The organism is Occallatibacter sp. FHG110214_02, from assembly GCF_059115385.1.
Genome location: NZ_JBZYWK010000029.1, coordinates 22,585 through 46,684, shown reverse-complemented (window position 1 = coordinate 46,684; position 24,100 = coordinate 22,585). Strand labels below are relative to the sequence as shown.

Below are 24,100 nucleotides of genomic sequence, written 5' to 3'. Positions count from 1 at the left end.
GACAAGGGACAAGGGACAAGGGACAAGCCGAGATGCACTTCCACAAATATAGGGTGCCCCACATCTCCCGGTTTTGGAGATGTGGGATATCTATAGCCTTTTATAGTTTTGTGGTGGCCCCTGCGGGTGTCCCAGGTCCTTGCAGTTGAGAACCTGGGATACCAATACCGCCCGTTCACCCACAAAAGACAGTAGTGTCATCCTGAGCGAAGCGCTTTGGGGCCCCGCGAAGTGGGGTAGGCAGAGCGAAGGATCTGCGGTTGCGGTTTATAGCTTTTGCCCTTTATAGCTTCTTGTCTTTTACAGCCTTGAAACTCTGTATCTATAAACCCTGTACCCCATACCCTGAGCCCTGTCCCCTGCTTCAGAACAAGTTGCCCGCAACTTGTTCTGAGGCCGTATAAATCTTCGTCATCAGCGTAGAAGTATTCAGCACCATATCGTCCTTCACATTCGAGCTGATGCTGATGGTAAAAATCTGGTCACGCACGCGCCCAACCACACGTTCACTCAGCGATTTCTTCCGCGAATCCATCGCACAAACAGCAGCCTCGTTCCCAATCGCCTGCAACAACTGCGAACTGGCTCCGCAAGCCTGCATCATGCCCGTAAGCTTCGCATGCGCATCAGGATTAACCTCAACGGTAATAGTCAACTCGCGCATCGCGTTGCCTTCCTTCTGCGTGAAGGTGCAAAGCGCAGGCTGATTATTCGCCGTAGCCGTATAAGCCCCAACAGCATCCCCACCAAGCAATCCACCGGCAGTAGCTTCCGTAAGCCACGGGCACTTATTCTCCGCACGCGCTGTTGCCGAAATCGCCAGCAGGCCCAGCGCAACCATCAGCTTGAGAGAGAGGCGCATCCATTTACCTGCCGTCATTTTTCGCTACTCCCTTCATCGCTCCTGGAGCCATGTCTGAGTGCAGATGCCACGCAATACTCTCCGTAGAAATCTCCGGATGGTCGCTCAGATAGTTCAGTGAATAAGTAGGCGCGCCGGGGTCAACCTTTTTATCAACAAACATGTCCTGCTGATCGCGAGCCTGTTGAACCTTGCCAGCGCGGCGATAAAGAATCGACAGGTTGTAGTGCGCCGCCAGATCGTCAGGATCAATCTTCTGCAACGCTTCAAACTGTTCGGTCGCCTCTTTATCCATCTTCTGCTGGTAATAGGTAATGCCCAGCTCGCGCCGCGCATCGCGAGAGTCAGGGAACTTCTCGACAACAAACTTGAAGTCCGCAATCTCCTTTGCCGTGTTGCCCGAGCGGCGCTGCAACAGCCCATCGTAGTAGTGAGCACGCGCGCTCATCGGGTCCAGCTTCAGCGCATGGTCAATCGCCATGCGAGCCGAGTCATACTTCTCCCACACAATCTCTGTGAGGCCAATGTTGGTGTAACCATCCGCATAGTCAGGCCGCAGCTTCACGACCTCGTTGAACGCATCCACGGACTCCATGTACTGCAACGCATCCAGCAGGGAAATGCCGAGGTTGTTCCAGCGCATCCAGTCTTCGTTATCGTTGGGCTCCGGCTTCTCCGGCATGTTCTCGCCAACATGCAGCGTGCGCGTCCGCGAAGCAATCTCCACCACAGGATACGCCGGATGGTCCTTGCCGAAGATGTTGTTGAGGTAGCTCTGCCGCAGATGGCGATAATTCACTCGTGCCGTGACTGTCACCGCGCCATGCACATCCGCAGGCATACGGAACTGATAGCGAACCAGCGTCGAACGCCCAGCCTGCACGGAGTTGTCATAAGCCACCGAGTGAATCGTCCACACTTTGTGGTTGTCCACAAAGTTGCCTTCGTCAGTGACAGGGCGATTGGTAAAGCTATGCGCACGCGGGTCGAGCATCCCATCGGGCTTCAGGAAGCCGGAGTGATAAATCTCCTTACCATCCTGGTCCTTCACGACAAACTCGGTCCATGCTTCGTAGAGATCGCGCACTTCGGGAATGAGCGAGTGGCCAATGTTCTTGTTCTGGATGACAACCCATGCTTCAACAACATCGCTGGGCGCAAGGGAATAGGAAACTTTGCCGAGCGGAGCAATAAGCTTGTCGCTATCGGCCTTCTTCAACGCAAAGATATCCACATTGAGATAGTTGCCCGTGCGCAGAAACTCAATCGTCTTATCAAGCTGATCTTTGAATCCGTAGTAGTAAGGAACCGCGGTGTTGCCCGCAAGCCAGCGATGCGAAGCAAAGGTGCCGCTCTTCGCGCCGTATTCAGGATGCGTAACAGCTTCGCGCATCATGTGGCAGCTCTGGCAGCTCTTGAAGTCTGCAGTGTAGAAGGTAAGCGGGTTGCGCTGCGAGAACTTCGACTGCTGCCACTCGTCGTATGCCGTGAAGGCGCGAATGAACTTATAGTCATTCAGCGGCGAAGGCAGATTGGCCTTGTGGCACGCGGCGCAGAACTCCGGCTTATGCAGGAAGTCGTGCATCACCGCCTTGGAGTGCCGCTCAGGATGCCGCAAAATCTCATCAAACGGCACTTGCCCCGGCACGCGATTACCATTCGCATCCACAATCACCGCGGGAATGCCCATAGTCACAGCGGCGTTGCCGTTGAGCGAGCCGCCAGGCTGATCCGTGCCGATACTGGTAACTGCGTGGCACGTCATGCAGGTCAGGCCATCGGTGTCAAACTTTGCGCGGTCCACTTTGGAATCTTCCGTAAGCGCCGCGCCCAGCACGCCAATGGGATTGTGGCAACTATCGCAATGCCGTGCGAAGGAGATGCCGCGTGTCTTGTCGCGAATGAGCAAATTCACGCTGGTGCGATAGAACGGCGTGCGGAAAGCGTTGGAGTGCAGCGCTTGCCGCCATTGGGTGTAAGCCTCCTGGTGGCAGGTGCCGCAATATTCCGCGCTGGGATACGCACCGGGCTGGATGAAACCCGCGTCTTGCGGCTGAATGTTACCGGGAGTAAAAGGATTCCCTTTGCCGTAGTGGAAGTTGTATGCAGGCGTGACCAGATCGTTGTAAGCCTTGCGATCGGCGGCAACTTTGGCCTCTGCGCGAGCCTTGAAGCGGGCCATTGCGTCTAACTGCGCTTGCGTATCCTGCAGGGGAGGAGCGTCTTTGGTGCGTGGCGTATACGCGGGAGGAGGACCAAGTTCGCTTGTGCCGGGGTCTGCCGGGTTTACGTTCTGCGGAGTTTGAGCATTCAGCAGAGTGCAGCAGCTCAGCGCCATTCCGGCAAGCACCATTCGTATCTGGTTTTTCTTGCGCATTGTTACTCCCATGTCTTTCATCCTGCACACGTCGAGTTGAGGCGTGCTTTTCTGGGGGATTCGAGCTGCTTATTTCTTTGCCTTTGCTTGCTGCTCCGCGGCCACCTTGTCGTAGACACTTGGAACAACGCCTTTGCCTTCTTCAATGGCAAAGTAGCGGTCCACGCTGGGCAGCGTTACAGTTTCTTTCTTACCATCCGGCCATTCCACTTCTACTTTGTCCACGGCGGTAGCGCTGCCGAGGCCAAAGTGCATGCGGAAGTCATTCGATGACTCAAAGCTGCCGCCGCTGGCTACATCTGCACGTCCGCGCACACCATTTGCGGTGACATAGACTTTGGTTCCAATTGCATCGCGCGGAACTTTCGGTCCACCGATAAACGCCAACCCAACCCAATGATTATGGTCGTCATTCACATTGCGCAGCAGCACCGGCGTGTGGTCAATGCAATTGATAACCACATCAATCTTGCCGTTGTTGAAGAGGTCGCCAAAGGCCGCACCGCGAGCGGGAAGAACGTCAGCAAGCCCGGTCCCTTCCACCGGCGGAATCACTTCAAATTTTTTGCCGTGGTCCACGTTGTGAAAGAGCAGCGGACGCTCCGCCCATGATGTACCCCAGTTGTGCTGGTCCACCTGCGGATAAACGTGCCCGCTGACAAACATCAGGTCTTTCCAGCCATCGTTGTCGTAGTCGAAAAATGCGTCGCCCCAACTCAGGAAGGGATACGTGGCCTCAGCAATGCCCATCTGCGGCGTGATGTCTACAAAGTTTCCATCGCCATCGTTGCGGTACAGCGTCTTGTAGTCATCGGAGAAGGTGGTTGTGTAGAGATCGAGGCGTCCGTTGTTCATGTAATCGCCCACGGCCAGTCCCATGGACGCGGTTTCGCGAGCATCCTGGTTCAGCGCAAAGCCGGAAAAGAAGCTGGCATCTTGAAAGGTGCCGTCCCCTTTATTCAGATACATGTAGTTGGGCGAGGAGTCATCGGCTACGAGCAGGTCTACCTTGCCATCGTTGTCGATATCCACAAAGGTAGAGGAGAAGCCATAGTAGTGGCGCTTATCCTGCACGCCAGCTTTTTCACTTACATCGGTAAAGGTGCCGTCTCCATTGTTGTGGAAGAGATGGTCGGCTTCGCCCGGCAGGCCGCGAGGGCCGCAGTAGGTGGTAGCGCCGCGGAAGGTGCAGTTTACATAGCCAACGGCTGCGGAGCCCGAGACCGGCAGGTGGCTCATATCCCAGTGCACATAGCCGGGCACAAAGATGTCGAGCTTGCCGTCGCCGTCATAGTCACCGAAGCTGGGCCCGGTGGACCAGTTGCCGAGCGTTACGCCGGCTTTTTCCGCCATATCTGTAAATGTGCCGTCATGATTATTGTGGTAGAGCCGGTTGTGGCCGAAGTTGGCTACATACAGGTCGGGCCAGCCATCGTTGTCATAGTCGCCGACAGCCGCGCCATAACCCCAGCGGTCATTGGTGACGCCTGCTTTGTCGGCAACGTTGGTAAATGTGCCGTCGTGGTTATTGTGGAAGAGCGCGGCGTGCGGCGGTTCTTCCTTGCCGTCCAGTGCGGGGCGTGTGGAGCCGCTGACGAGATAGATGTCGAGCCATCCGTCGTTGTCGTAGTCAATGAGCGCAACACCGGAGCCAATCGCTTCCAGAATGTACTCCTTCTGCGGATTGCCCATGCGATGCTTCCATGTCGTTAGACCAGCCTTTTCGGAGACGTCCTGAAAGACAATGGGGCCGGACTTAACAAAGCCGCCTGCGGTGATGGGTCGTTTTTCTGCGTCCAGAACCGGCGCAAAGGTGCCGCCTGTTGCCGAGCCGCTCTGCTGCGACTGGGAGCCTTTTCCTCCGTAAAGAGGCGGCTGCGAGGGTTGCTGCTGCTGCGTCTGTGCTCCGGCAATAACGGAAAGAAACAGGGACAGTACACCGAAAGCCACATTGGTGTGCAGGGAATGCGCGCAGCCCGGAGATTTCATTGAACGACCTCACTTGCAGGGGATTCCACCCGGCTCGAATTCTTGTTGATATGTTGCAGATTGTCTCCGTTGGTTTGGAGGATAGATATCTCCATCCTTGGGTGGAGATATCTACTCGTGGAGCAATCCACTGCGGAGGCAATCGTGGCTGCAATTCCGTGTCCGGACCAGTTTTTTCCGTAATTATAGGGACTGTTCATTGGGCCGAAAGCATTTTATCTCTTTCGCATTGCGGCCGGGAATGGCTGAAATGAGTGTCAAAACAGATTCTATTTGCAGGGTAAAAAGGAATACGCCGCATGGGAACATCCCATGCGGCGTATCTGCTGCACTGGTTGCGCGGTTAGAAGTTGTACTTGGCAGAGAACTGCATCTGGCGAGGGTTGACCAGCACCGACGAGTACTTGCCAAAGCTGCCGGAAGAGAAGTTGGTGGTGAGCGTGTTGAAGCGCACCGTGTTGAGCACGTTGAAGACTTCTGCCTCAAACCGGATAGAGTGCTCGCGGAAGATGCGGATGTTCTTCGCCAGGCCATTGTCCATGTCGAAGTAGCCGTCCGCGAGGAAGTTGTTGCGCTCGCCTGCTTCACCGGGGTAGACGAAGCGGAGTTTGCCCGCTGCGGAGGTTGGCGTTTCTCCCGTGAACACCGACTCGTAGGGGCTTGCGGTGTTGTTGGTGATGTATTGATGGTGGCCCGTCGTCTTGATTGGCGAGGTGGCAATCATCTGGGAAGACGCGGCGAAGTTGGTGCCATAGACACTTGATGTGGCGGTCCAGGGCATGCTGGTGCTGTAGTGCACGACTCCGGTTAACTGCCAGCCGCCGACGATGGTATCCACCAGCCGGTTGGCCGAACTGAGAAGATGCCCGTCGTGGCCAAAGGGCGAATCCACGATGTAGTTCGCCGTAATGTTGTGGCGCACATCGAAGTCGGACGGGCCGTAGTTGCCGGCGGGGTTGAAGGTGTTGCTGATGCGGTTGGCGCTGGTACCCGAGCGCTCCGGCGCGGAGCCTTCATCCATTGACTTGGCGAAGGTGTAATTCAAACTGTACTGTATGCCAGAGTGCAGGTTTTGCCGCAGAGTGAACTGCGCCGCGTTGTAGTTGCTTACGCCCAGCGTGGAGAGCGCAAACATGGAGCCGTACTGCGGGAAGAAGAAGTGATAGAGCGAACCATCTGCCCAGCCTGAGCTGCCAGCAGTGGCGTCGTACTGGTAGATGATGTCCGTTTCGTTGCCGCGGTCTTCGGCCAGTTCTTTGGCGTAGATGGCCTTGGTTCCCGTGTACGTCTTGCCGTTGCCGCCATAGGTATAGGAGGCTGCGGGGAAGACATCCTGCCAATAAGGCATGTCTGCAACGTTGTCCGGGTTGACTCCCTGGTCGGCAAGCTTGGCCAGCACGCCTATTGCCTGGAAGTAGTTCATGCCGCTCTTGGTATCCACCAGGTTGTTGGGCTGCGAGGCATCCCAGCTTGAAACCAGGTGGCGGCCCAGGCGGCCAACATAGCTGGCGCTGAAGCTGAGGCCGTGCGTCAGCTCGCCTTCTACGCTGAAGTTAAAGGTCTCCGCATACGGAGTCTTCTGTGTGCGGTTGATGTTGGAGGTGAAGTTGAAGCTGTTGTCAGGCGGCGTGTAAGGCAGCGTGAGCGCGCCGGAACTGGAGGACGATGTGGGTACGCCGGTGTAGCTGGTAAAGCGCGGCGAGTTGTCAATTGTCTTGTAGGAGTTGGTGAAGGACGAGTTCAGCTTGAAGCCGCCGCTTGCATCGAACGCGTTGATGATGGAATCGCCGAAGTGGTCATAGGCAAGCGCATAACCGGCGCGCACGGAGTACTTGTTATTCGGAGACCATGCGATAGACAGGCGCGGAGCAAAGTTCTTCTTTTGCGGAACCCAGTAGTCCGGCGCATTGTTGGCTTTGCCTGCGGGCACGTAAGTGATGCGGGTGTTGTATGCGGAGCCGCTCGCCGAGGCTGCCTGACGGTCCTTGAGGAAGTCCTGCATGCTGATGGTCGGCGCAAGCTCCTGCCCGCGGGTTTCATACGGCACCTGCAGGTAGACGTAGCGCAGTCCGGCTGTAATCGTAACGGTTGGCGTTACCTTCCATTGATCCTGCACATAGTATTCCTGCTCGATGTCCTTGAAGTGGCGCGTCGGCAGAATGGTTCCGGCGGCAATCGGTTCCATGGTGTTGCCGCTGAGTGTGTAGTTGTTGTACTGCGTGGAGCTGGTGATAACGCCCGCATCGGCAAGGATGGCGTTGTTGTACGAAGTGCGGAAGGAACTGGCCGCTGTTGGGTAGCCGAAGGTACCTGGATCAAAGCTGTTGCCGGTTTTGCCTGCAACGCCTGCATTGGAAAGCAGCGAAACCGAGACGCTGCCGCTGGGGTAAAGCGTGGAATCCGAGTAGCGATTGTTAAACAGCAGGCGGTCGTTGATGCCGAACTGAATGAGATGGCGCCCATGCACCCACGCGAAGTCATCGACGAAGTTGTGCACCGGCTCGATGTAGATGTTCGAGGTGCTGGTGGGAGAAAGGCTGGAGATGCCGGAAACGCTAATGTAACCCGCAGTGACTGCACCGCGTGTGGCCTGTCCCTGACGGATAAATCCATAACGGAAGTTGTTCGTCATGGTATTGGAGAGGCTCCATATCCAGCCTGCGGTGATGCCTTTGTTGTTGCCAAAGATACGCGAGCTGGGCACCGCGCCGGCTTGCAGGAACTGGTAGGTGCTGTTGGTGTTGTCGCTCTGCAGGTTGCCGCGTACGAAGATGGAGTGCCGCGCCGTTGGGTTGTAATCGAGGCGAGCAATGTTGGTGATCTGGCTGATGGGGTTTGGCGAGGAGAAGACATAGCCGCCCGTGTTGTAGCCGTCACCCAGCGACGAAGAGTTTGCGCGCGGGAACTGGTTGTAATACGCGATGGAAGCGGCATCGACACCCTGGCCGGTCTTGTCCATTGCTTTTACATCGGACTGCGTGAGCGTTTGCAGGCCGCCGCCGGCAGTCAGATAGGTTACCGTGCCGGTTACAAGGCCGCCGAAACCGTCGCTTGTCTTTGGTAAGCCGGATGATGGCTCAAGCACGGATGGCACAGTCTGCGAAACTGGCACGTCGCTGGCCTGCTTAAAGCCTTCATACGCGCCAAAGAAGAAGAGCTTGTCTTTCTTGATAGGGCCGCCGAGCGTCGCGCCGTAGGTATCTTGCAGCACCTTGGCTGCAATGTTGGAGTTGCCCTGCACAAGCTGCGACTGCTTCAGGAACCACGTGTTGGAAGCTGTCGCCGGTCCGCGATAGTAGTAGTAGGCGCTGCCGTGAATCGCATTGGTTCCACTGCGCGTTACCAGCGAAACCTGCGCGCCGGAGGAGCGGCCGGAATCGGCATTTGCATTGCCCGTGGCAACGCGGAACTCCTGCACCGAGTCGCGCGTGGAGCGCAGTACGCCCATGAACGCATAGCCGTTGTTCTGGTCGTTGTTGTCGGTGCCGTCCAGCGTGACGTTGGTCTGGTCCTGGCGCGCGCCGTTGATGGTTCCAGTGCGAATATCCTGCGTGCCATTTGAGCCGCCGTTGTTGATGCCGCCATTCTGTGCGCCAGGGTCGAGCGAAAGCACGCCCGCTTGCAGCGAGAGCAGAGAGAGAACGTTGTTGGCCTGGTAGGGAAGCGTCTGGACCTGATGCGTGTCGAACGGAGTGCCGAGCGCGGCGTCCGTTGTGTTGATGGACGAGGTGGTTTCCGAAACGTTGACCACTTCCGTTGCCGTCACGCTCATTTTGAAGTTGAGGCTGATGGGCGTGGCAATGAGCAACTGGACGAGCTTTTCCTGGTTGGAAAAGCCGCTGGCGGTCGCGACTACCTTATAGGGGCCGGGAGGGATCTGGTCGAAAACATACTGGCCGCTGGCGCCGCTTTGCGTGCTGCGGGTGAGGTTGGTGGCGGTGTTGGTAATGGTGATGGCAGCGCCGGGAATCAGCGCTCCCGATGGGTCTGAGATGATTCCGCTCAGGCCCGTCGTATTTGTCTGCGCGAACAAGGTAGCCGTGCAGGCGAGCATGAGAAGAAGAAAGACAGAGCGCAACTGGTTCAAGCGATAACCTCCAGCGGTGCAAACAAAGATGAATGGAATTGGGGGGATTACGATTTGCTGATTCCGACTGTAGAGTGAATGGACTGTCAAACGGACATATATTGCGAATTTCTATGACAGGAATCACTTGGATCGTGGGAGAAATGCGGTATGCGTGAGGACCGCATAAAGACTGGCGATTTGATGTATTTAAGCGATTAAAAAATGTGCAGCAGAAAGGCCTTTCCGGGGATGCCGGAAAGGCCTTGGTGGAAGGTAAATTTTACGCTAGGCGATGATGTCGTGAATCACCTTGCCGGAAACGTCCGTGAGACGGAAATCGCGGCCGCTGTTGCGATAGGTGAGCTTGGTGTGGTCAATGCCGAGCAGGTAGAGGATGGTGGCGTGAATGTCGTGCACGTGTACGGGCTTGTCCACGACCTTCCAGCCGAAGTCATCGGTGGCGCCATAGGTCATGCCGCCCTTGATGCCTCCACCGGCCAGCCACATGGTGAATCCATGCGGGTTATGGTCGCGGCCAGCGTGGATGCCGGAACCGCCAAGCTCCACAACAGGCGTGCGGCCAAACTCGGAGCCGCAGACGATGATGGTCTCATCGAAGAGGCCACGGGCTTTGAGGTCTTTAACAAGTGCTGCGAAGGGTTGGTCGGAGTCCTTAGCATTTTTGCGGTGCGCCTGGATATCCTGATGCGCGTCCCACGGATCGCCGGAGGAGTAATACACCTGTACCATACGCACGCCGCGCTCAATGAGGCGGGCAGCGGTGAGGCAGCCGCGCGCTGTGGAGCCTTCGCCGTACATCTTGATGGTGGCCTCGCTCTCCTTGCGCACGTCGAAAACATCCGGAGCTTCGGTTTGCATGCGGAAAGCTGTTTCCATGGAGCCGATGGTGGCCTCAAGCTGCGGGTCGGCTTCGGTGTCCTGCATGTTTAGCTTGTCGAGCTTGGCAATTGCGTCCAGCTCCTTGCGCTGCTGCTCCAGGTCGAAACGCTCGTTGTGAATATTCGGAATCAGCTTGTAGGGGTCGAATTCCTTGGAGCGTGTGTCCGTTGAAACATACGTTGCCTGGTGCACGGCGGGAAGGAAGCCTGCGCTCCACAGCGGCGGGCCAACGGTTGTGGGCACCTGCGGGCAGAGAACCACGAAGCCGGGCAGGTTCTTGTTGTCGGTGCCGAGGCCGTAGGTGAGCCATGAGCCCATAGAAGGACGCCCGGAGACGTTGGCGCCGGTGTTCATCATGATGAGCGCGGGCTCGTGGTTCGGAATTTCCGTGAAGACGGAGCGCACAAAGCAGATGTCGTCGGCGCACTCGCCTACATTCGGGAATAGCTCGCTGACTTCCATGCCGCTCTGGCCGTAGCGCTTCCATGAGAAGGGCGACTTCATCAGCGACCCGGTCTTGCGCTCGTGGCCAAGATCGCCGCCGGGCATGGGCTGCCCGTTGTACTTCTCCAGCATCGGCTTGCGGTCAAAACTGTCGATGTGCGAGAGGCCGCCGTTCATAAACAGGAAGATGACATGCTTGGCCTTCGGCTTGAAGTGCGGGTCCTTAATCATCCACGGGCTGTTGGGATTGGTAACGTCCGCCTTGGCGATCTGCTCGCCGATGAGTCCTGCAAAACTCATCATTGCGAAGCCGCCGCCGATCTTGCGCAGCGCATCGCGACGAGTGATTGGATTCGGTCTAAGACACGGCATGTTGCATCTCCTGTTAGTTGAGGAACTCAAACTCATTCGAGCTGAACAAAATTCGTGCGTACTGCTTCCACGCGGTGATGGGCTCCTGGCCAACAACATAGCCGGGCTTTTCAGGCGTGGTCTTCAAGAAGTTGACACCGATCGCTAACTCTTCCGGCTTGGGTGCGCGGCCATAGAGGAGGCGATAGGCTTCGGTAATTTTGGCGATATCGTCAGGCTTGGCGTTAAGCCGCTCAGCTAGCTTGCCTGCCTGCGAGTAAACGAAGGTGTTGTTCATGAAGTAGAGGCGCTGCACCGGAACGTTAGTGGAGAAGCGCTGCTCTGCTGTGAACGTGGGGTTCGGGAAGTCGAAGGCCTGCAGGAATGGGTCGATGCGGAAGCGGCTGACCTTGGCATAGACTGTGCGGCGCACGTTGTCCACGCTGAAGTCCTTTGCCGGGCCGCCCATCTTTGACGTATCGAGGTCACCCGCAACGAAGAGCATCGAGTCGCGAAGCTGCTCAGCATCCAGGCGCTGCAGAGGGAAGTGCGAGTAGAGGCGGTTGTTCGGGTCCTTCTCTTTCGCAACGTCGCTTTCCTTCGTCGATTGCTGATAGACAGCCGAAAGCATAATCTCGCGTTGCAGCTTCTTGAGCGACATGCCTTCTTCACGGAAGTGTCCGGCAAGGTACTCCAGCAATTCGGGGTCGGAAGGAGCATCGCCAATTGCGCCGAAATTATCTGGCGTGTTGACGATGCCGGTGCCGAAGTGCCACTTCCATACGCGGTTTACCCAAACGCGGCTGGCAAGCGGGCTGGCTACGATATCGTCCGCCAACTGCAGGCGTCCGCTACCTTGCGTATAAGGCTTCTTGTCCGGCGTGCTGAGCACAGTAAGGAAGGCGCGTGGAACTGTCTCGCCGTGCGTGTGTGGATTGCCGCGCAGATCAAGGTTGATGTTGACGGCTTGTGGCTTGTCCGCCATGCCGTGAACAAAGGGATACTCCGCTGTGTTCTGCGGACCGCCACGGCGTCCGCCGCCGGGGCCACCGGCTCCGGGGCCGCTGTTGGCGGTTAGATACGCCTGCTCTACTGGGCCAAGCCGCCGCGCCAGCTCCCATCCACGGAAGACAAACAGGGCAGGATCGCCGCGCTCGGAGTCAGATGACAGCGAACGCTCGAAGAGGTCCGTGTAGAGATTAGCCTTTTCAGGCGCAAGCACCTTCAACTCCAGCGTGCAGCCGGGGCAGAACTCGTCATACGTCTCGAACTCGTTCGGCTTGGCGTCTTTCTTGCGCCGCGTGGGCACACCAGCCTTGGCCTTGATTTTGTCGTTCTCGTCTTCAAGAGCCTTGTGCTCAATCTGGAGGGCGATAATGCGGTTCTTGAAGCTTTCCGCAAGGAACTTGGCCTGGTCTTCCGTGCCGCCCTGCGCAATCATCATCTGCCAGTCTTTGAGGTACGGGTAGTAGCTCGGCTTCTTCTGCACGAACTTTACCCAACGCTCCAGCATCTCCGGATCAAGACGCGCCTGGTCGGCGGCGTCTTCCACCTTCATCTTCGGCTTGCCGAGTACGCGCCATGCCGCCACCATGTACTGGTCGGTCTGCGCCGCATAAGCCTGCGCAAGGGAATCGGCAACGCTCTTGGTGTAGGCCTGCATGGCCTCGTCCTGCTTATCCTTCTTCTCGAACTTCTCCTTGGCAAACTGCACCTCGGCGTCGGGAACGAAGTTGTACTCCTTGTAAGTGGAGCTGGCGAAGATGCCGCCCAATGCGTAGTAGTCGCGCTGCAGCACGGGGTCGTACTTATGGTCATGGCAGCGCGCGCAGGCTACGGTTAGGCCCAGCATGCCGCGTGTTACGGCGTCGATGCGCTCGTTGCGCTCGTCGGCACGGCCCTGCACCGGCTCGGCCTGGTCCCATATCCACGGTGCTCCGCCCAGGTAACCGGTAGCCTTAAGCATCTCCGGTGTGGGATTCTTCGACATCAAATCCCCGGCAAGCTGCATCTTGATGAACTTGTCATAGGGCAGGTCATCGTTTACGGCCTTGATAACCCAGTCGCGATAGACATACGCGCCATCGAGCGGCATGTAGCCACGGCCACGCGGGTCGAGGCCGCGAATATCGTCATCGGCATAGCGCGCAACGTCCAGCCAGTGCCGTCCCCAGCGCTCGCCGTAACGCGGCGAATCCAGCAGGCGATCGACAACCTTTGCGAAAGCATCGGGAGACGAGTCTTTCTCGAATGCTTCTACTTCTTCCGGCGTTGGAGGCAGGCCCGTCAGGTCCAGCGTGGCGCGGCGGATGAGCGTGCGCTTGTCAGCCATGGCCGCGGGCTTGAGCCCCTTCTCCTGCAACTTGGCCAGCACAAACTTGTCGATATCTGTCTTTGCCCAGTGGTCAGGATCGCTGACGGTGGGCACCGCGACCTGCTTGATGGGCACGAACGACCAGAAGCGGCGCGAGGAATCCGTTACCACGCGGCCATTCGATTGCATCTCCTGCGTGACCTTGGGCCACGGTGCGCCCATCTTGACCCATTCGGAGAGGTCGGCAACCTGTTCGTCGGAGAGCTTTCCGCCCTTCGGCATCTTGAGCTCGCCTTCCTGGTGGACGGCAGAGATGAGCAGGCTCTTACCCGGATCTCCAGCAACAATCGCGGGGCCAGTCTTGCCGCCTTTCAGCAAGCCGTCCCGCGTAGTCACATCCAGACCGCCGGCCTGACGGGAGCCGTGGCATCCGCTGCACTCATTCACAAAGATGGGGCGAATCTTATTCTCGAAGAACTCCTCGCCCGGCGTGCCCTTGGCCGCAACCTGCGTCATCTGCGGAACAACGGGCTTGGCGGCCTCGTTGTCATCCCACGCGGCGCCGTTCTTAACCCACTGCACCAGCGCCTCAATCTCGCTGTCGGAGAGCTTTTTGCCGCGTGGCGGCATCTTCAGGTCCGTGCTCTGCTTTACGGCTGTGATAAGGAGGCTGTTGTCCGGATTGCCTGCAATGATGGCCGGGCCGGAGTCGCCACCCGCCAGCATGTCCTTGATGGAATCCACGCGAAGGCCGCCCATGGCCTCCGTGGTGTGGCACTTGTAGCAGTTTTCCGCTAGAACGGGGCGAATCTTTTCATCGAAGAACTTAACGCTGGAAGGGTCGGTGCTGCCGGAAGCAGCGCCGCCTGCCGCGGCGCGAGGCGCGGCAGCATCCTTTGCAGCGGCCTGGCTCTGAGCGCCTTCTACGGTTGCAATATTGCCACTGGTCAGTGCCAACGCCAATGCCAAGGCGGGTGCGGTACAGCCAGTAAGACCTTGCACAACTTTCATCGTGTTTCTCCGGGAAGCCATGTCTCTATGAAACGTGGGTTCAACTGCAACAGAATTTCGCGTACAAAACCCCGCATGAAAACGGCGGGGTGGAAATGAGACAGGTGCAGTGCACGCTGATGGAAACGAAGCAAGAGCACGAAAAAGCCCGAAGCCGCTTGCAACTGCAATACGGCGAGAACCCGGCAAGGGCCTTGGCTGAACTCAGTTTTCCGTCTCACTTACATGCTCCACTGGTATTGCAATCTCTTTGCCGGAAGACCGCACAGCAAAGGCGAGAGAGCCTGATCTTGCACGTGTGTAATCAATATACGGTGGAAACGGCGCGAAAATTTGCTCTATGAATGAGGCTAATCGGGGGTATAGATAATCCCTATTGGTTTAATTTCCTCTATCGCATCGATAGAAAATATCAATGTTCACGCAATTCTTTGCCGGATGCTGGTGTAGTAGAGAAAATCCGCATTTTCGAGGAGTCGCTGTGCCGGTATAGGGCAGTACCTCCATACTTGGGAGTTCTTGTTGAGTATGCTGTCTCTGGAACAGGGTGTGTGCCGGCCCGCACGGGCGCTGGCTTTGGCCGGGTGTGTCTTTGCAACTGCAGCGCTTGGGGCAACAGGGCAGGAGCCTGCCGCCCCACCAATGCCGCCTGCCGGAGCGCCTTTGTCTGGCGGAACTCCAATGGGTGCGCAGCAGCACCGCCCGCCGCGCATTGTTCCTCCCGGCGTCAACAAGCCCGGCGTCTCCAGGCCGCTCTCGGAACTACTCCCCGCCGCTGTTTTTCCGGTAGAAGGTAGCCCGGACTGGTCGATCCCCTCCAAGGACTCCGTTTGGGTCTCTTCGGCCCGCGCCAACCATGTGGTGCAGCTCATAGCTGCGACAAATACAGTTGGCGTGATAGCTGATGTGAAGCGCCCCTGCTCCGGCCTTGCAGATGGATTCGGCTCCATCTGGGCTCCGAGCTGCGGGAACCACAATGTAGTGCGCATCGATCCGGCCACAGGTAAGTCGGTCGCAGAAATCGCCGCCGATCCCGCCAACTCAGAAGGCGGCATTACGGTTGGCGCTGGCTCTGTCTGGATTGTCACCAAGCCTTCTACGCTGGTTCGTATTGACCCGGCGACTAACAATGTTGCTGCTTCCATTGAATTGCCAGGTGGCTCGGATAACCCCACCTTCAGCGATGGTTTTGTCTGGGTATCGTCCTTTGAGCATGACTCGCTCTTGAAGGTAGACCCAAAGAAAAACGCCGTTATAGCCACAATTCCCATCGGCCCCAAGCCGCGCTTTTTGACGGCAGGTGCAGGCTCCATCTGGACGCTCAACCAGGGCGATGGCACCATCAGCCGTGTAGACGAAAAGACCGGCAAGCTTGTCGCGACGATTCAAGCAGGTCTTCCCGGTCCCGGTGGCGAAATTACTTTCGGAGAAGGTTCCGTGTGGGCCGCGCTGTTTGATTTTCCGCTCACTCAGGTCGATGCCAAAACCAACGCTGTGGTTAAGCAATGGGGCGGACAGGGCGGCGACGGCGTGCGCTTTGGGCATGGCTCTGTGTGGCTTTCCAATCTTCGCCAGCAAAACGTGTGGCGTATTTCACCCGACCAAAAGTAGCTGTTATTGTAGTAACCGTTCCATGCGCGGAAATTCGGGAAACTTCGACTCCGCTTTTACTTCCCCTTAGTGGTGGACACTGCAACAAAGGAGCGTCCCTTGCCAAATTCAACAAGTCTGCCGTCCACCGAGCCGGCTTCCGTACCGCAGGAAGAGGCTGCAACTTCGGCTGGTGCGCGCAAGGTGGATGATGCAATTTTTCGCGCAACTGTAGAGGCGGGCACGTATTTTGTGCGCGCAATTGAAAAAGGCCAGCATGTGCGCATTGTGGACCTGGAAGGCAACCAGGCCGCCGACACGCTTTTCTATAACGCACATGACTACACCGACCGTTACAGCGCGCAGGACACCATCCGCGAAAACGGCAACATCTATCTGACCACGGGCACAAAGCTGTACTCAACCGAGGGCAACGTGCTGCTGACCATTGTGGAGGACACCTGCGGACGCCATGACACGCTTGGCGGAGCCTGTGCGCAGGAGTCCAACCAGGTTCGCTACGCGATCGAGAAGAAGCCGATGCACGCCTGCCGGCAGAGCTTTGTAAAGGGCGCGCTCGACTGGTCGGAGCAGAGCGGAATTCAGCTGGGCAAGCAGGACATTGCCGCTAACATCAACTTCTTCATGAATGTGCCGGTAACGCCGGATGGCGGGCTGACGTTTGAAGACGGTGTCTCTGATGCGGGCAAATATGTGGAGCTGCGCGCGGAGATGGATGTGCTGATTCTTATCTCTAACTGCCCGCAGTTGAACAACCCTTGCAACGCCTATAACCCCACGCCGGTAGAAGTTCTCATCTGGTCTGCATAGTGGTCTGGAAATTCAAAAGAAGAGAGCCGCAGGCATCGCCTGCGGCTCTCTTCTTGATTGTATGAACAGTTCAGATATTTGAGTTCTTCGGTTCGCCATTGGAAGCTTTGGCTGGAGCTTGCTGCTGGCGTCCGCCGGGTCGGCCTCCACGCGGTTTCTCTTCGGAGTCATCAAAAATCTTGTCGAGTGTTGCCTGCATCTCTGCTGAATCCGGTGTTGCATCCGGATCAAGCCGTGCCGCCGTTTTGCCGTTGCGGTCAATCAGAAACTTAGTGTAGTTCCAATGCACATCGTCAGTAGCAGAGCTCGATGCACCACCACTGCCTCCGGGCCCGCCACCTTGTCCGCCATTGCCGCTGCGTCCGCCACCAGAACCAGGCTCGCCCTTGGTCAGAAACTCATACAGCGGCAGTTGCTGGTCCCCAATGAGCAGCGATTTCGCCATGATTGGAAAGGGAACCTTCGCATCGGCATAAGCCTTTTGAATCTCAGCATCGGTCCCCGGCTCGCCCGCACCAAAATCGTTGGAAGGAACACCAATCACAACGAGCCCCTTATCCTTGAATTGCTCGCTCAGCTTGATGAGGCCCGGCAGTTGCTCGTTGTAGCTGGACTGCCGCGCCAGGTTCACCAGCAGAATCACCTTGCCCTTGAACTCTGACATCGGTATGCCCTTGCCATCCGCGCCCGGCAGCTCAAAGTCATAAATCGACCTCTCCGTTTTGTCAGATTTCTCCCCGCCACCGCCGCGATTGCCCCCACGGCGTCCACCGCCGGAAGGTGCACCCTCGCCTTCGCCAGCGGGCTTCTCAGCATCCGGCTGTGCCTTGGGCTTTACGGTCCTCGACGGATCTTTCGGCTTGGCAGCGTCCTGTTGCGCAACGCCGGTTTGCAGACAGGCAAGCAGCAGGGCACAGCCCCACACTATCTTTCGCATAGTCAATGATTCCTGAAAAAGTGAATGTACGTGCGGCTGACAGCTTCATTCTAGCGGGGATGTTGGCGCATTTCACCGAGTATAGCGTTTGTTTATCGGCGTAATAGATGAGTGTCGTGCCTCCATGACAACCGCGTATTCGCATTATGCGGTTCTCCCGGCAGGCCCGGGTTCAGGCGCATAGAATCCCCACCGATTTAAAATAGAAGACGAGGGAAGGCTGCGCTTCTCCGCATCGTGCGGAGCACCGCCGCATCCAACCTTCTAAGGAGCAGTCAGCCGTGCCTTTAATGAAGACCTCAAACCCCGCATTCAACGACCAGACTTTCCGCTCGCAGTACGGTGGCAACTTCGGCGGAGCCATTGATGCCTCTGCCCGCATGACACTGCGCGGCACCGTCAACAAGACCGGCGTCCTGCTGTTGTGCGCCCTTGCCAGTGCCATGTACACCTGGCACCTGTTCACGGAAACCCGTGACATGGCAGCGGTCTCCGGCTTGCTTTTGCTTGGAGTTATCGGCGGCCTCATCTTTTCCATGGTCACCATCTTCAAGCAGGCATGGTCGCCCATCACCGCGCCGTTGTACGCACTTTGCGAAGGTCTCTTTCTCGGCGGCATCTCCGCGGCCTTTGAGCTTCGCTACCCCGGCATCGGTATTCAGGCCGTTAGCCTCACTTTCGGAACGCTGCTGGCCATGCTGCTTGTCTACAGCTCTGGCCTCATCCGCGTTACGCAGAAGTTCGCCATCGGCGTTGCCGCAGCCACCGGCGGAATCGCGCTCTTCTACTTCGTCCAGATGATTGCGGGCTTCTTCGGCGTCCACTTCCTCATGCTCAACGGCTCCAGCCCCATCGGAATCGGCTTCAGCATTATCGTGGTCGTCATCGCCGCCCTCAATCTCGTCCTCGACTTCGACTTCGTCGAGCGCGGAGTCTATGCAGGCGCGCCCAAGTACATGGAGTGGTACGGGGCCTTCGGCATCATGGTCACGCTGGTATGGCTGTACCTTGAAATCCTCCGCCTGCTAGCCAAGCTCAACGACCGCCGCTAAATAGAGATCAGGGGATAGGTTTCAAGGACCAGATTGTGCCTGAGGGCATGTGTTTGCCTCAATAGCGAGACTGACCCCTGAAACCTGATCTCTGATAACTGCCGTTCCGGTTTCCTTTTTCACATCTCCTGTGTTCCAATGCAAGTCTTGAACAGGGGGTATTGCCATGCCTGATCCAATTGTTGGTCTGCACCATGTGACCGCCATCGCCTCAGACCCGCAGCGCAATCTTGATTTCTACACCGAGCTTCTCGGTCTGCGCCTCGTCAAGCGCACCGTTAACTTTGACGACTCCGGCACCTATCATTTTTATTTCGGAGACGATGCAGGCTCCCCCGGCACCCTGCTGACCTTCTTCCCCTGGCCGCACGCCACCCGCGGCTCCGGCGGTATCGGAGAAACCTCCGCAACCTCCTTCAGTGTTCCCGCAGTTTCACTCGACTACTGGGAAAAGCGCCTCGCGGACGCTCATGTCCCCGTGGAAGCAGCCCCCGATCGCTTCGGCAAACGCGTTCTTACCTTTGCCGATACCGATGGCACCAGGCTCGAGCTGATTGGCGACGCAGAAGGCGATGCCCCTAAGCCTGCGCGCCACAGTGATGTGCCTGCGAAGCACGGCATCCACGGTTTCTCTGGCGTTACGCTCTGCGAAGGCGGTTTCGAATCAACGGCGAATGTTCTGGAAACCATGGGCTATAAGCAGACCACCAGCGAGGGGAATCGTTTTCGCTTCACCTCCACGGCCCCCGGCACGGCGCTCGCCAACTACATCGACATCCTGGTGCAAACACAACTCACCTATGGCCGTATGGGCGCCGGCTCCGTGCATCACATTGCTTTCCGCGTCCCTACGGACGCCTCGGAATTGGAATGGCGCGAAACACTCAAGAATCTCAACCTCAACATCACGCCGGTTCTGGACCGCCAGTACTTTCATTCCATCTACTTCCGCGAGCCGGGCGGAGTCCTCTTTGAAATCGCCACCGACCCGCCGGGCTTCACCTTTGATGAGCCCATTGAAACCCTCGGCGAAGGTCTCAAGCTTCCGCCTTGGCTTGAAGGTCGCCGCAACGTGATTGAAAACCTCGTCGAGCCCATCACGCTGCATTATCAGAAGCCCGCCTGAAGAACTGTTTTCCGCTTTGGAACCAAATCGAACCATGTGACATCAAATACTTCGATAGCGAAGGAGAGATGTTCCCAATGTCACTCACAGGCCCCCATGCCAATGCGGAAGTCTACGAAGCGGGCGCGCCACTGCGCTCGTCCAACGGTGTTCTCATTGTTCTCCATGGCCGCGGAGGCTCCGCCGCCGATATCCTCGGCCTTGGCCAGGAGATTGCGCCGCCCGACATCGCCTTGGTAGCTCCGCAGGCCGCTGGATACACATGGTATCCCTACTCGTTCATGGCGCCCATTGCGCAGAATGAGCCGTATCTTTCCTCAGCCCTTGACCTTGTCGAGTCTGTAGTCCAGCGTTGCCTGTCTGCTGGAATCTCGTCGGACCGCATCGCCATCGCAGGTTTCTCGCAGGGCGCTTGCCTCACCTCGGAGTACGTAGCCCGCCACCCACGCCGTTACGCTGCGGTCATCGCCTTTACCGGCGGCCTCATTGGCCCTTCCGGCATGGACCTGACGCATCCCGGCTCACTCGAAGGCACCCCGGTTCTCTTCAGTTCCGGCGATCCTGACCCGCATGTTCCATGGATTCGCGTAGAAGAGTCGGCCAGGCAATATGAAGCCATGGGCGCGGCCGTCGAGCTTCGCCAGTACCCCATGCGCCCGCACACCATCATCCGCGAAGAAGCGGAGATGGCCCGCAATATTCTCGCCAAAGCATTCACGCCCGCGGCAAAGTAAGCACATAGCCCATCCTTCAAGCGCAAGCTTGAAGGATCGACTAGCATAAATACATCTCATGCAAATCCGGCAAGCGACAACGGAAGACCTCGAAGCAATCATGCAGCTTATTCGCCGCGTTGTTCCGCTCATGCGCGCCAGCGGCAACCTGCAATGGGACGATGCTTATCCGAACCCCACCGTCTTTACCCGCGATATTGAAAATCACCAGCTATGGGTTGCGGAAATCGACAACCAGATTGCTGGAGTTGCGGCCGTCACCACGGATCAGGAGCCAGAATACGCCAAGGTGGGCTGGGATATTGCAGAAGCGGCCATTGTTGTTCATCGTGTCGCCGTTGACCCCGCCTTTCGCGGGCAGGGAGTAGCCGTAGCACTCATGCAGCAGGCTGAGGCGGTTGCAAAAGAGCGCGGCATCTCCATTCTGCGCGTGGATACCAACTCCAACAACGCAGCCACGCAAAAACTCTTCCCGAAACTTGGCTACACCTTCGCCGGAGAAATCGACCTCGGATTCCGTCCCGGTCTACGCTTTCTCTGCTATGAAAAGCGCTGGTAAGGGCAGGGAAGCATTGTGCGTAGCTGTTCTATTCTGAACAGGAAGGTAATCTTTCTCTCTCGATGACCATCCTTGTTCCCGGAACAGATTGGCAGCGTCATGGCGGATGGGGCCCGGACAACATCCTCTTCGCTTACGCAGAATCCCTCGGCGCTCCCGTTCATTTCTTTCATTGGCCCGGCGGCAACTCAGACGCCGCCCGCCTTGAAGCTGCAGAAAAACTCCGCGCCCTCATCGCAAGCCACACCTTCGCCATCGGCGAGCCTCTCAACATAATCGCGCACAGCCACGGCGGCAACGTTGCCCTCGCAGCATCGCGCCTCGGCCTTGCCCACCCCATTAGCCTGCTCATCACTCTGAACAAGCCCGCACGTCGCTCAAAAAGCTACACTCCCGGTCCAAACATCCAGCGCTTCTACAATCTCTCTACCAAGCGTGACTGGATGCAAAGGTTCGGTTCTGACAGGCAATGGCGTCCCGCTTTCGACAAGCACGCCGTCAACCACACCTTCGACACTTCCGCCTCTCCCATCAAGCCACATGCTGCTCTCATATGGGACGACAACTTCAGTCAGCAGTGGTGGAATTGGTTTCAAAAGCAACAAACCAGGGACGTATAACCTCCAGCTCACATCAACAAATCTTGACACACAACAACACTCGCAACTTTAATCAATCTCAGCGGGGATGGAGTTCCCCCTTAACCGCTGTCCTGCCTTTTGCGGCTCGGACAGATGATGACTCCTGGCAGGGGTGCCTGTCGTGGAGAATTGTCCCGGCCGTGCATCTCCCTGAAAAATTATCCTGCAGTCGATTGCGCAGTCGTGAGCCGTGCTGCATTGTGACAACGAGGAGATTCTTTCTTGCAGAAATATCTGCTGATTGCATTGGGGGGCGCGCTGGGTTCCATTACGCGTTATTGGGTTGGCGCCGTGGTTGCCGGCCGCATGGGCATGCGCTTTCCTTATGGAACGCTGGTGGTAAATATCACTGCGTGCATCATCATCGGCTTTACGCTGACCTTCATCGGCGAGCGCACGGACATCAATCCCGCGTGGCGCTATCTCGTTCCTGTTGGATTCATCGGCGCATACAGCACCTTCTCCACCTTCGAGTGGGAAACGCTATCCACCATGCGCACTGGAGCCTTTGCCACAGCAGCGCTGTACGCGGTATCCAGTTTTGCGCTGGGCCTCGGAGCCACGTGGCTTGGCTCCGCAATCGCCCAGCGTCTCTAGTAAGGTTTGACTGAAGTAAACGGAGAAGCAGGAAGCCCCGCGCCGTTAAAGAGATTACATTGCGGGCTGTTGGCCCACCCATAGCGTACGTAGAGCGGATTCGGCACATCGGGGCTGGATGTGACAAGCGTATCTCCCTCAATCACAGCCTTCGCCGCAACAAACTTCCTATCCTTGCCTGCCACTTCCACACTTGTCACGCTGCCGCCCTTTGCCGTGAGCCCCTTTGCGTGATTGAACCATACACGCATCGCGCCATTCTCCGGCACAGCCTGCCGGAAGAGCGGTCCTGAGTATTCAACAGACTCGCCATAGTTGAGCGCACGCGCCGCAAGCGCAAGCCGATGTCCCACATCCACCTTGTCCGTAGGATGCACATTATCAGGATTGCCAATATCAATCGTCACGGCCATCGCCGTATTGCGAAGCCCCAGCGTCTCCACCTGCTGTTGGCGCAGGTCCGCCCAGTCTTCCAGTTCCGTGGACTTGAAGTTGGCAATCTGCACGTAGAGGAAAGGGAAGTCGCCAACAGCCCACTCGCGCCGCCAATCTTCAATCAGAGCACGCATGATGCGGTTGTAAAGCGGCCAGCGCTCCAGCGCGCTGTTGCTCTCGCCCTGGTACCAGATAGCCCCGCGAATAGGAAACGGAGTAAGCGGCGCAATCATACCGTTATATAGATTCCCTGGCCCCCACGTAGGCAGCGGAGCATGCCACGCAAAACTGGGCAGCGGCCTGCCTGACGCTTTGGCTTCGGCAATCTGCTTCAGTTCGTCATCAATGGAGCGGCGGTTATCATTCTCGCTATCAAGCATCCTTCCGCGAGAAGCAAAAAGCGGATTCAGCGCGGCATCTTCGCCAAGCGCGGTCATGCGTACCCATGCTTCAGCAACTGTGCCGCCCCACGAAGAATGAATCACGCCAACCGGCACGTGCTCCTTCTGCTCAATCTCCCGCGCAAAGTACCACGCCACCGCAGAGAAATCATGTGCTGTTTGCGGCGTCGAAGCGGCCCATCCGCTCGTCTCAATATCCTCTTGCGGAAAGTCGGCAGACTTCTTATTCACTGTCAACAGCCGAATATTCGGATTGTCGGCCTTGGGCAAATCTTGCGCAGCGGTCTCCGTCTGGCGCATTGCAAACTCCATGTTCGACTGGCCGGAAGCCACCCACACATCGCCCACAAGAACATCGTGAAAAGTTGCAGTCTGGTCGCTGCTGGCTTCGCCCTTCACGGTCATTTCAAACGGCCCGCCCGCCTCGCCGGGCCTCAGATAGACACTCCAGCGCCCAATGCGATTCACAGCCACCGTGCGCGACTCACCGCGAAAGCTAACAGTAATGTGGTCGCCCAGCGGAGCCAGTCCCCACACATGCACCGGCAAATCGCGTTGCACCACCATGTGGTCAGAAAAAATCTTCGGAATGGTTACCTGCGCCCCGGCAGTTTGAGTCAACCCCGCAGTCAAGCTCAACAAAGAACCCCACAACATCGCATGCAGCTTCAAGGCTGTCCCCATTCCAATTCGCTCTCCAGAGAAAAACTCAAGAAAGAAAACGCTATCAGATGAAGCACGCGTGCTTCTAGCTGACGCTTAAAGTACGCTGCAACGGCAAGCAGACAACCAATCCACAACTTTTCGTTTCAAATCGAGTTAAGATTGGGTGAATAGTGCGTGTAAGTGCTCCAGATTTTGCTTTCGAGGGCGCAATGCC

Annotated in this window: 16 protein-coding genes and 1 riboswitch; of the genes, 8 read left to right on the top strand and 8 right to left on the bottom strand. The window is 57.3% G+C overall.

Features of this window, described 5'->3' with window-relative positions:
- Positions 1-364: 364 nt before the first annotated feature.
- The 6 genes from AC5S3R_RS18680 to AC5S3R_RS18655 all read right to left on the bottom strand — a co-directional run bounded on the left by AC5S3R_RS18680 (position 365) and on the right by AC5S3R_RS18655 (position 14,317).
- Positions 365-880 carry a hypothetical protein gene (locus AC5S3R_RS18680; RefSeq protein ID WP_494268687.1) on the bottom strand — a complete coding sequence of 172 codons (516 nt, stop codon included), beginning with the start codon at positions 878-880 and terminating at the stop codon, positions 365-367.
- Positions 867-3,251, bottom strand: coding sequence for a tetratricopeptide repeat protein (locus AC5S3R_RS18675; RefSeq protein ID WP_494268686.1), 2,385 nt, complete (start codon positions 3,249-3,251; stop codon positions 867-869). Before AC5S3R_RS18675 ends, AC5S3R_RS18680 begins: the two co-directional genes overlap by 14 nt.
- Before the next feature lie 57 nt (positions 3,252-3,308).
- On the bottom strand, positions 3,309-5,228 hold the full coding sequence (locus AC5S3R_RS18670; RefSeq protein WP_494268685.1) for a CRTAC1 family protein: 1,920 nt from the start codon (positions 5,226-5,228) through the stop codon (positions 3,309-3,311).
- A 343-nt stretch (positions 5,229-5,571) separates the two neighbouring features.
- Complete coding sequence (locus tag AC5S3R_RS18665; protein WP_494268684.1) at positions 5,572-9,315, bottom strand: TonB-dependent receptor; 3,744 nt, start codon at positions 9,313-9,315, stop codon at positions 5,572-5,574.
- Between the two features lie 267 nt (positions 9,316-9,582).
- Complete coding sequence (locus AC5S3R_RS18660; RefSeq protein WP_494268683.1) at positions 9,583-11,013, bottom strand: DUF1501 domain-containing protein; 1,431 nt, start codon at positions 11,011-11,013, stop codon at positions 9,583-9,585.
- Positions 11,014-11,026: 13 nt separating this feature from the next.
- A complete protein-coding gene (locus tag AC5S3R_RS18655) occupies positions 11,027-14,317 on the bottom strand; it encodes a DUF1549 domain-containing protein (protein WP_494268682.1) in 3,291 nt (1,096 codons plus the stop codon).
- A gap of 528 nt (positions 14,318-14,845) precedes the next feature.
- On the opposite strand from AC5S3R_RS18655, the gene AC5S3R_RS18650 reads away from it, so the two are divergent.
- Positions 14,846-15,928 (top strand): Vgb family protein, encoded by a 1,083-nt coding sequence (locus tag AC5S3R_RS18650; RefSeq protein WP_494268681.1) that lies wholly within the window; start codon positions 14,846-14,848, stop codon positions 15,926-15,928.
- 99 nt (positions 15,929-16,027) lie between these two features.
- Positions 16,028-16,738, top strand: coding sequence for an urea amidolyase associated protein UAAP2 (locus AC5S3R_RS18645; protein WP_494268680.1), 711 nt, complete (start codon positions 16,028-16,030; stop codon positions 16,736-16,738).
- 70 nt (positions 16,739-16,808) lie between these two features.
- On the opposite strand, the gene AC5S3R_RS18640 is transcribed toward AC5S3R_RS18645, so the two are convergent.
- Entirely contained in the window at positions 16,809-17,675 is an 867-nt protein-coding gene (locus AC5S3R_RS18640) for a glutathione peroxidase (RefSeq protein ID WP_494268679.1), read from the bottom strand.
- A 290-nt stretch (positions 17,676-17,965) separates the two neighbouring features.
- On the opposite strand from AC5S3R_RS18640, the gene AC5S3R_RS18635 reads away from it, so the two are divergent.
- The 6 genes from AC5S3R_RS18635 (at position 17,966) to crcB (ending at position 22,384) form a co-directional block, all read left to right on the top strand.
- The gene (locus tag AC5S3R_RS18635; protein WP_494268688.1) at positions 17,966-18,727 is read left to right on the top strand and encodes a Bax inhibitor-1/YccA family protein; all 762 of its coding nucleotides are present in this window, start codon (positions 17,966-17,968) and stop codon (positions 18,725-18,727) included.
- Positions 18,728-18,893: 166 nt separating this feature from the next.
- Positions 18,894-19,853, top strand: a complete 960-nt coding sequence (locus tag AC5S3R_RS18630; RefSeq protein WP_494268678.1) for a ring-cleaving dioxygenase — start codon at positions 18,894-18,896, stop codon at positions 19,851-19,853.
- Between the two features lie 77 nt (positions 19,854-19,930).
- Complete coding sequence (locus AC5S3R_RS18625; RefSeq protein ID WP_494268676.1) at positions 19,931-20,587, top strand: alpha/beta hydrolase; 657 nt, start codon at positions 19,931-19,933, stop codon at positions 20,585-20,587.
- A 58-nt stretch (positions 20,588-20,645) separates the two neighbouring features.
- Entirely contained in the window at positions 20,646-21,146 is a 501-nt protein-coding gene (locus AC5S3R_RS18620; RefSeq protein WP_494268675.1) for a GNAT family N-acetyltransferase, read from the top strand.
- 62 nt (positions 21,147-21,208) lie between these two features.
- Entirely contained in the window at positions 21,209-21,766 is a 558-nt protein-coding gene (locus AC5S3R_RS18615) for an esterase/lipase family protein (RefSeq protein WP_494268674.1), read from the top strand.
- 54 nt (positions 21,767-21,820) lie between these two features.
- A riboswitch (Fluoride riboswitch) is annotated at positions 21,821-21,900 on the top strand.
- A 109-nt stretch (positions 21,901-22,009) separates the two neighbouring features.
- Entirely contained in the window at positions 22,010-22,384 is a 375-nt protein-coding gene (gene crcB / locus AC5S3R_RS18610) for a fluoride efflux transporter CrcB (protein WP_494268673.1), read from the top strand.
- On the opposite strand, the gene AC5S3R_RS18605 is transcribed toward crcB, so the two are convergent.
- The gene (locus AC5S3R_RS18605; RefSeq protein WP_494268672.1) at positions 22,381-23,904 is read right to left on the bottom strand and encodes a sialate O-acetylesterase; all 1,524 of its coding nucleotides are present in this window, start codon (positions 23,902-23,904) and stop codon (positions 22,381-22,383) included. The two genes, crcB and AC5S3R_RS18605, sit on opposite strands and share 4 nt — an antisense overlap.
- Positions 23,905-24,100 lie beyond the last annotated feature (196 nt).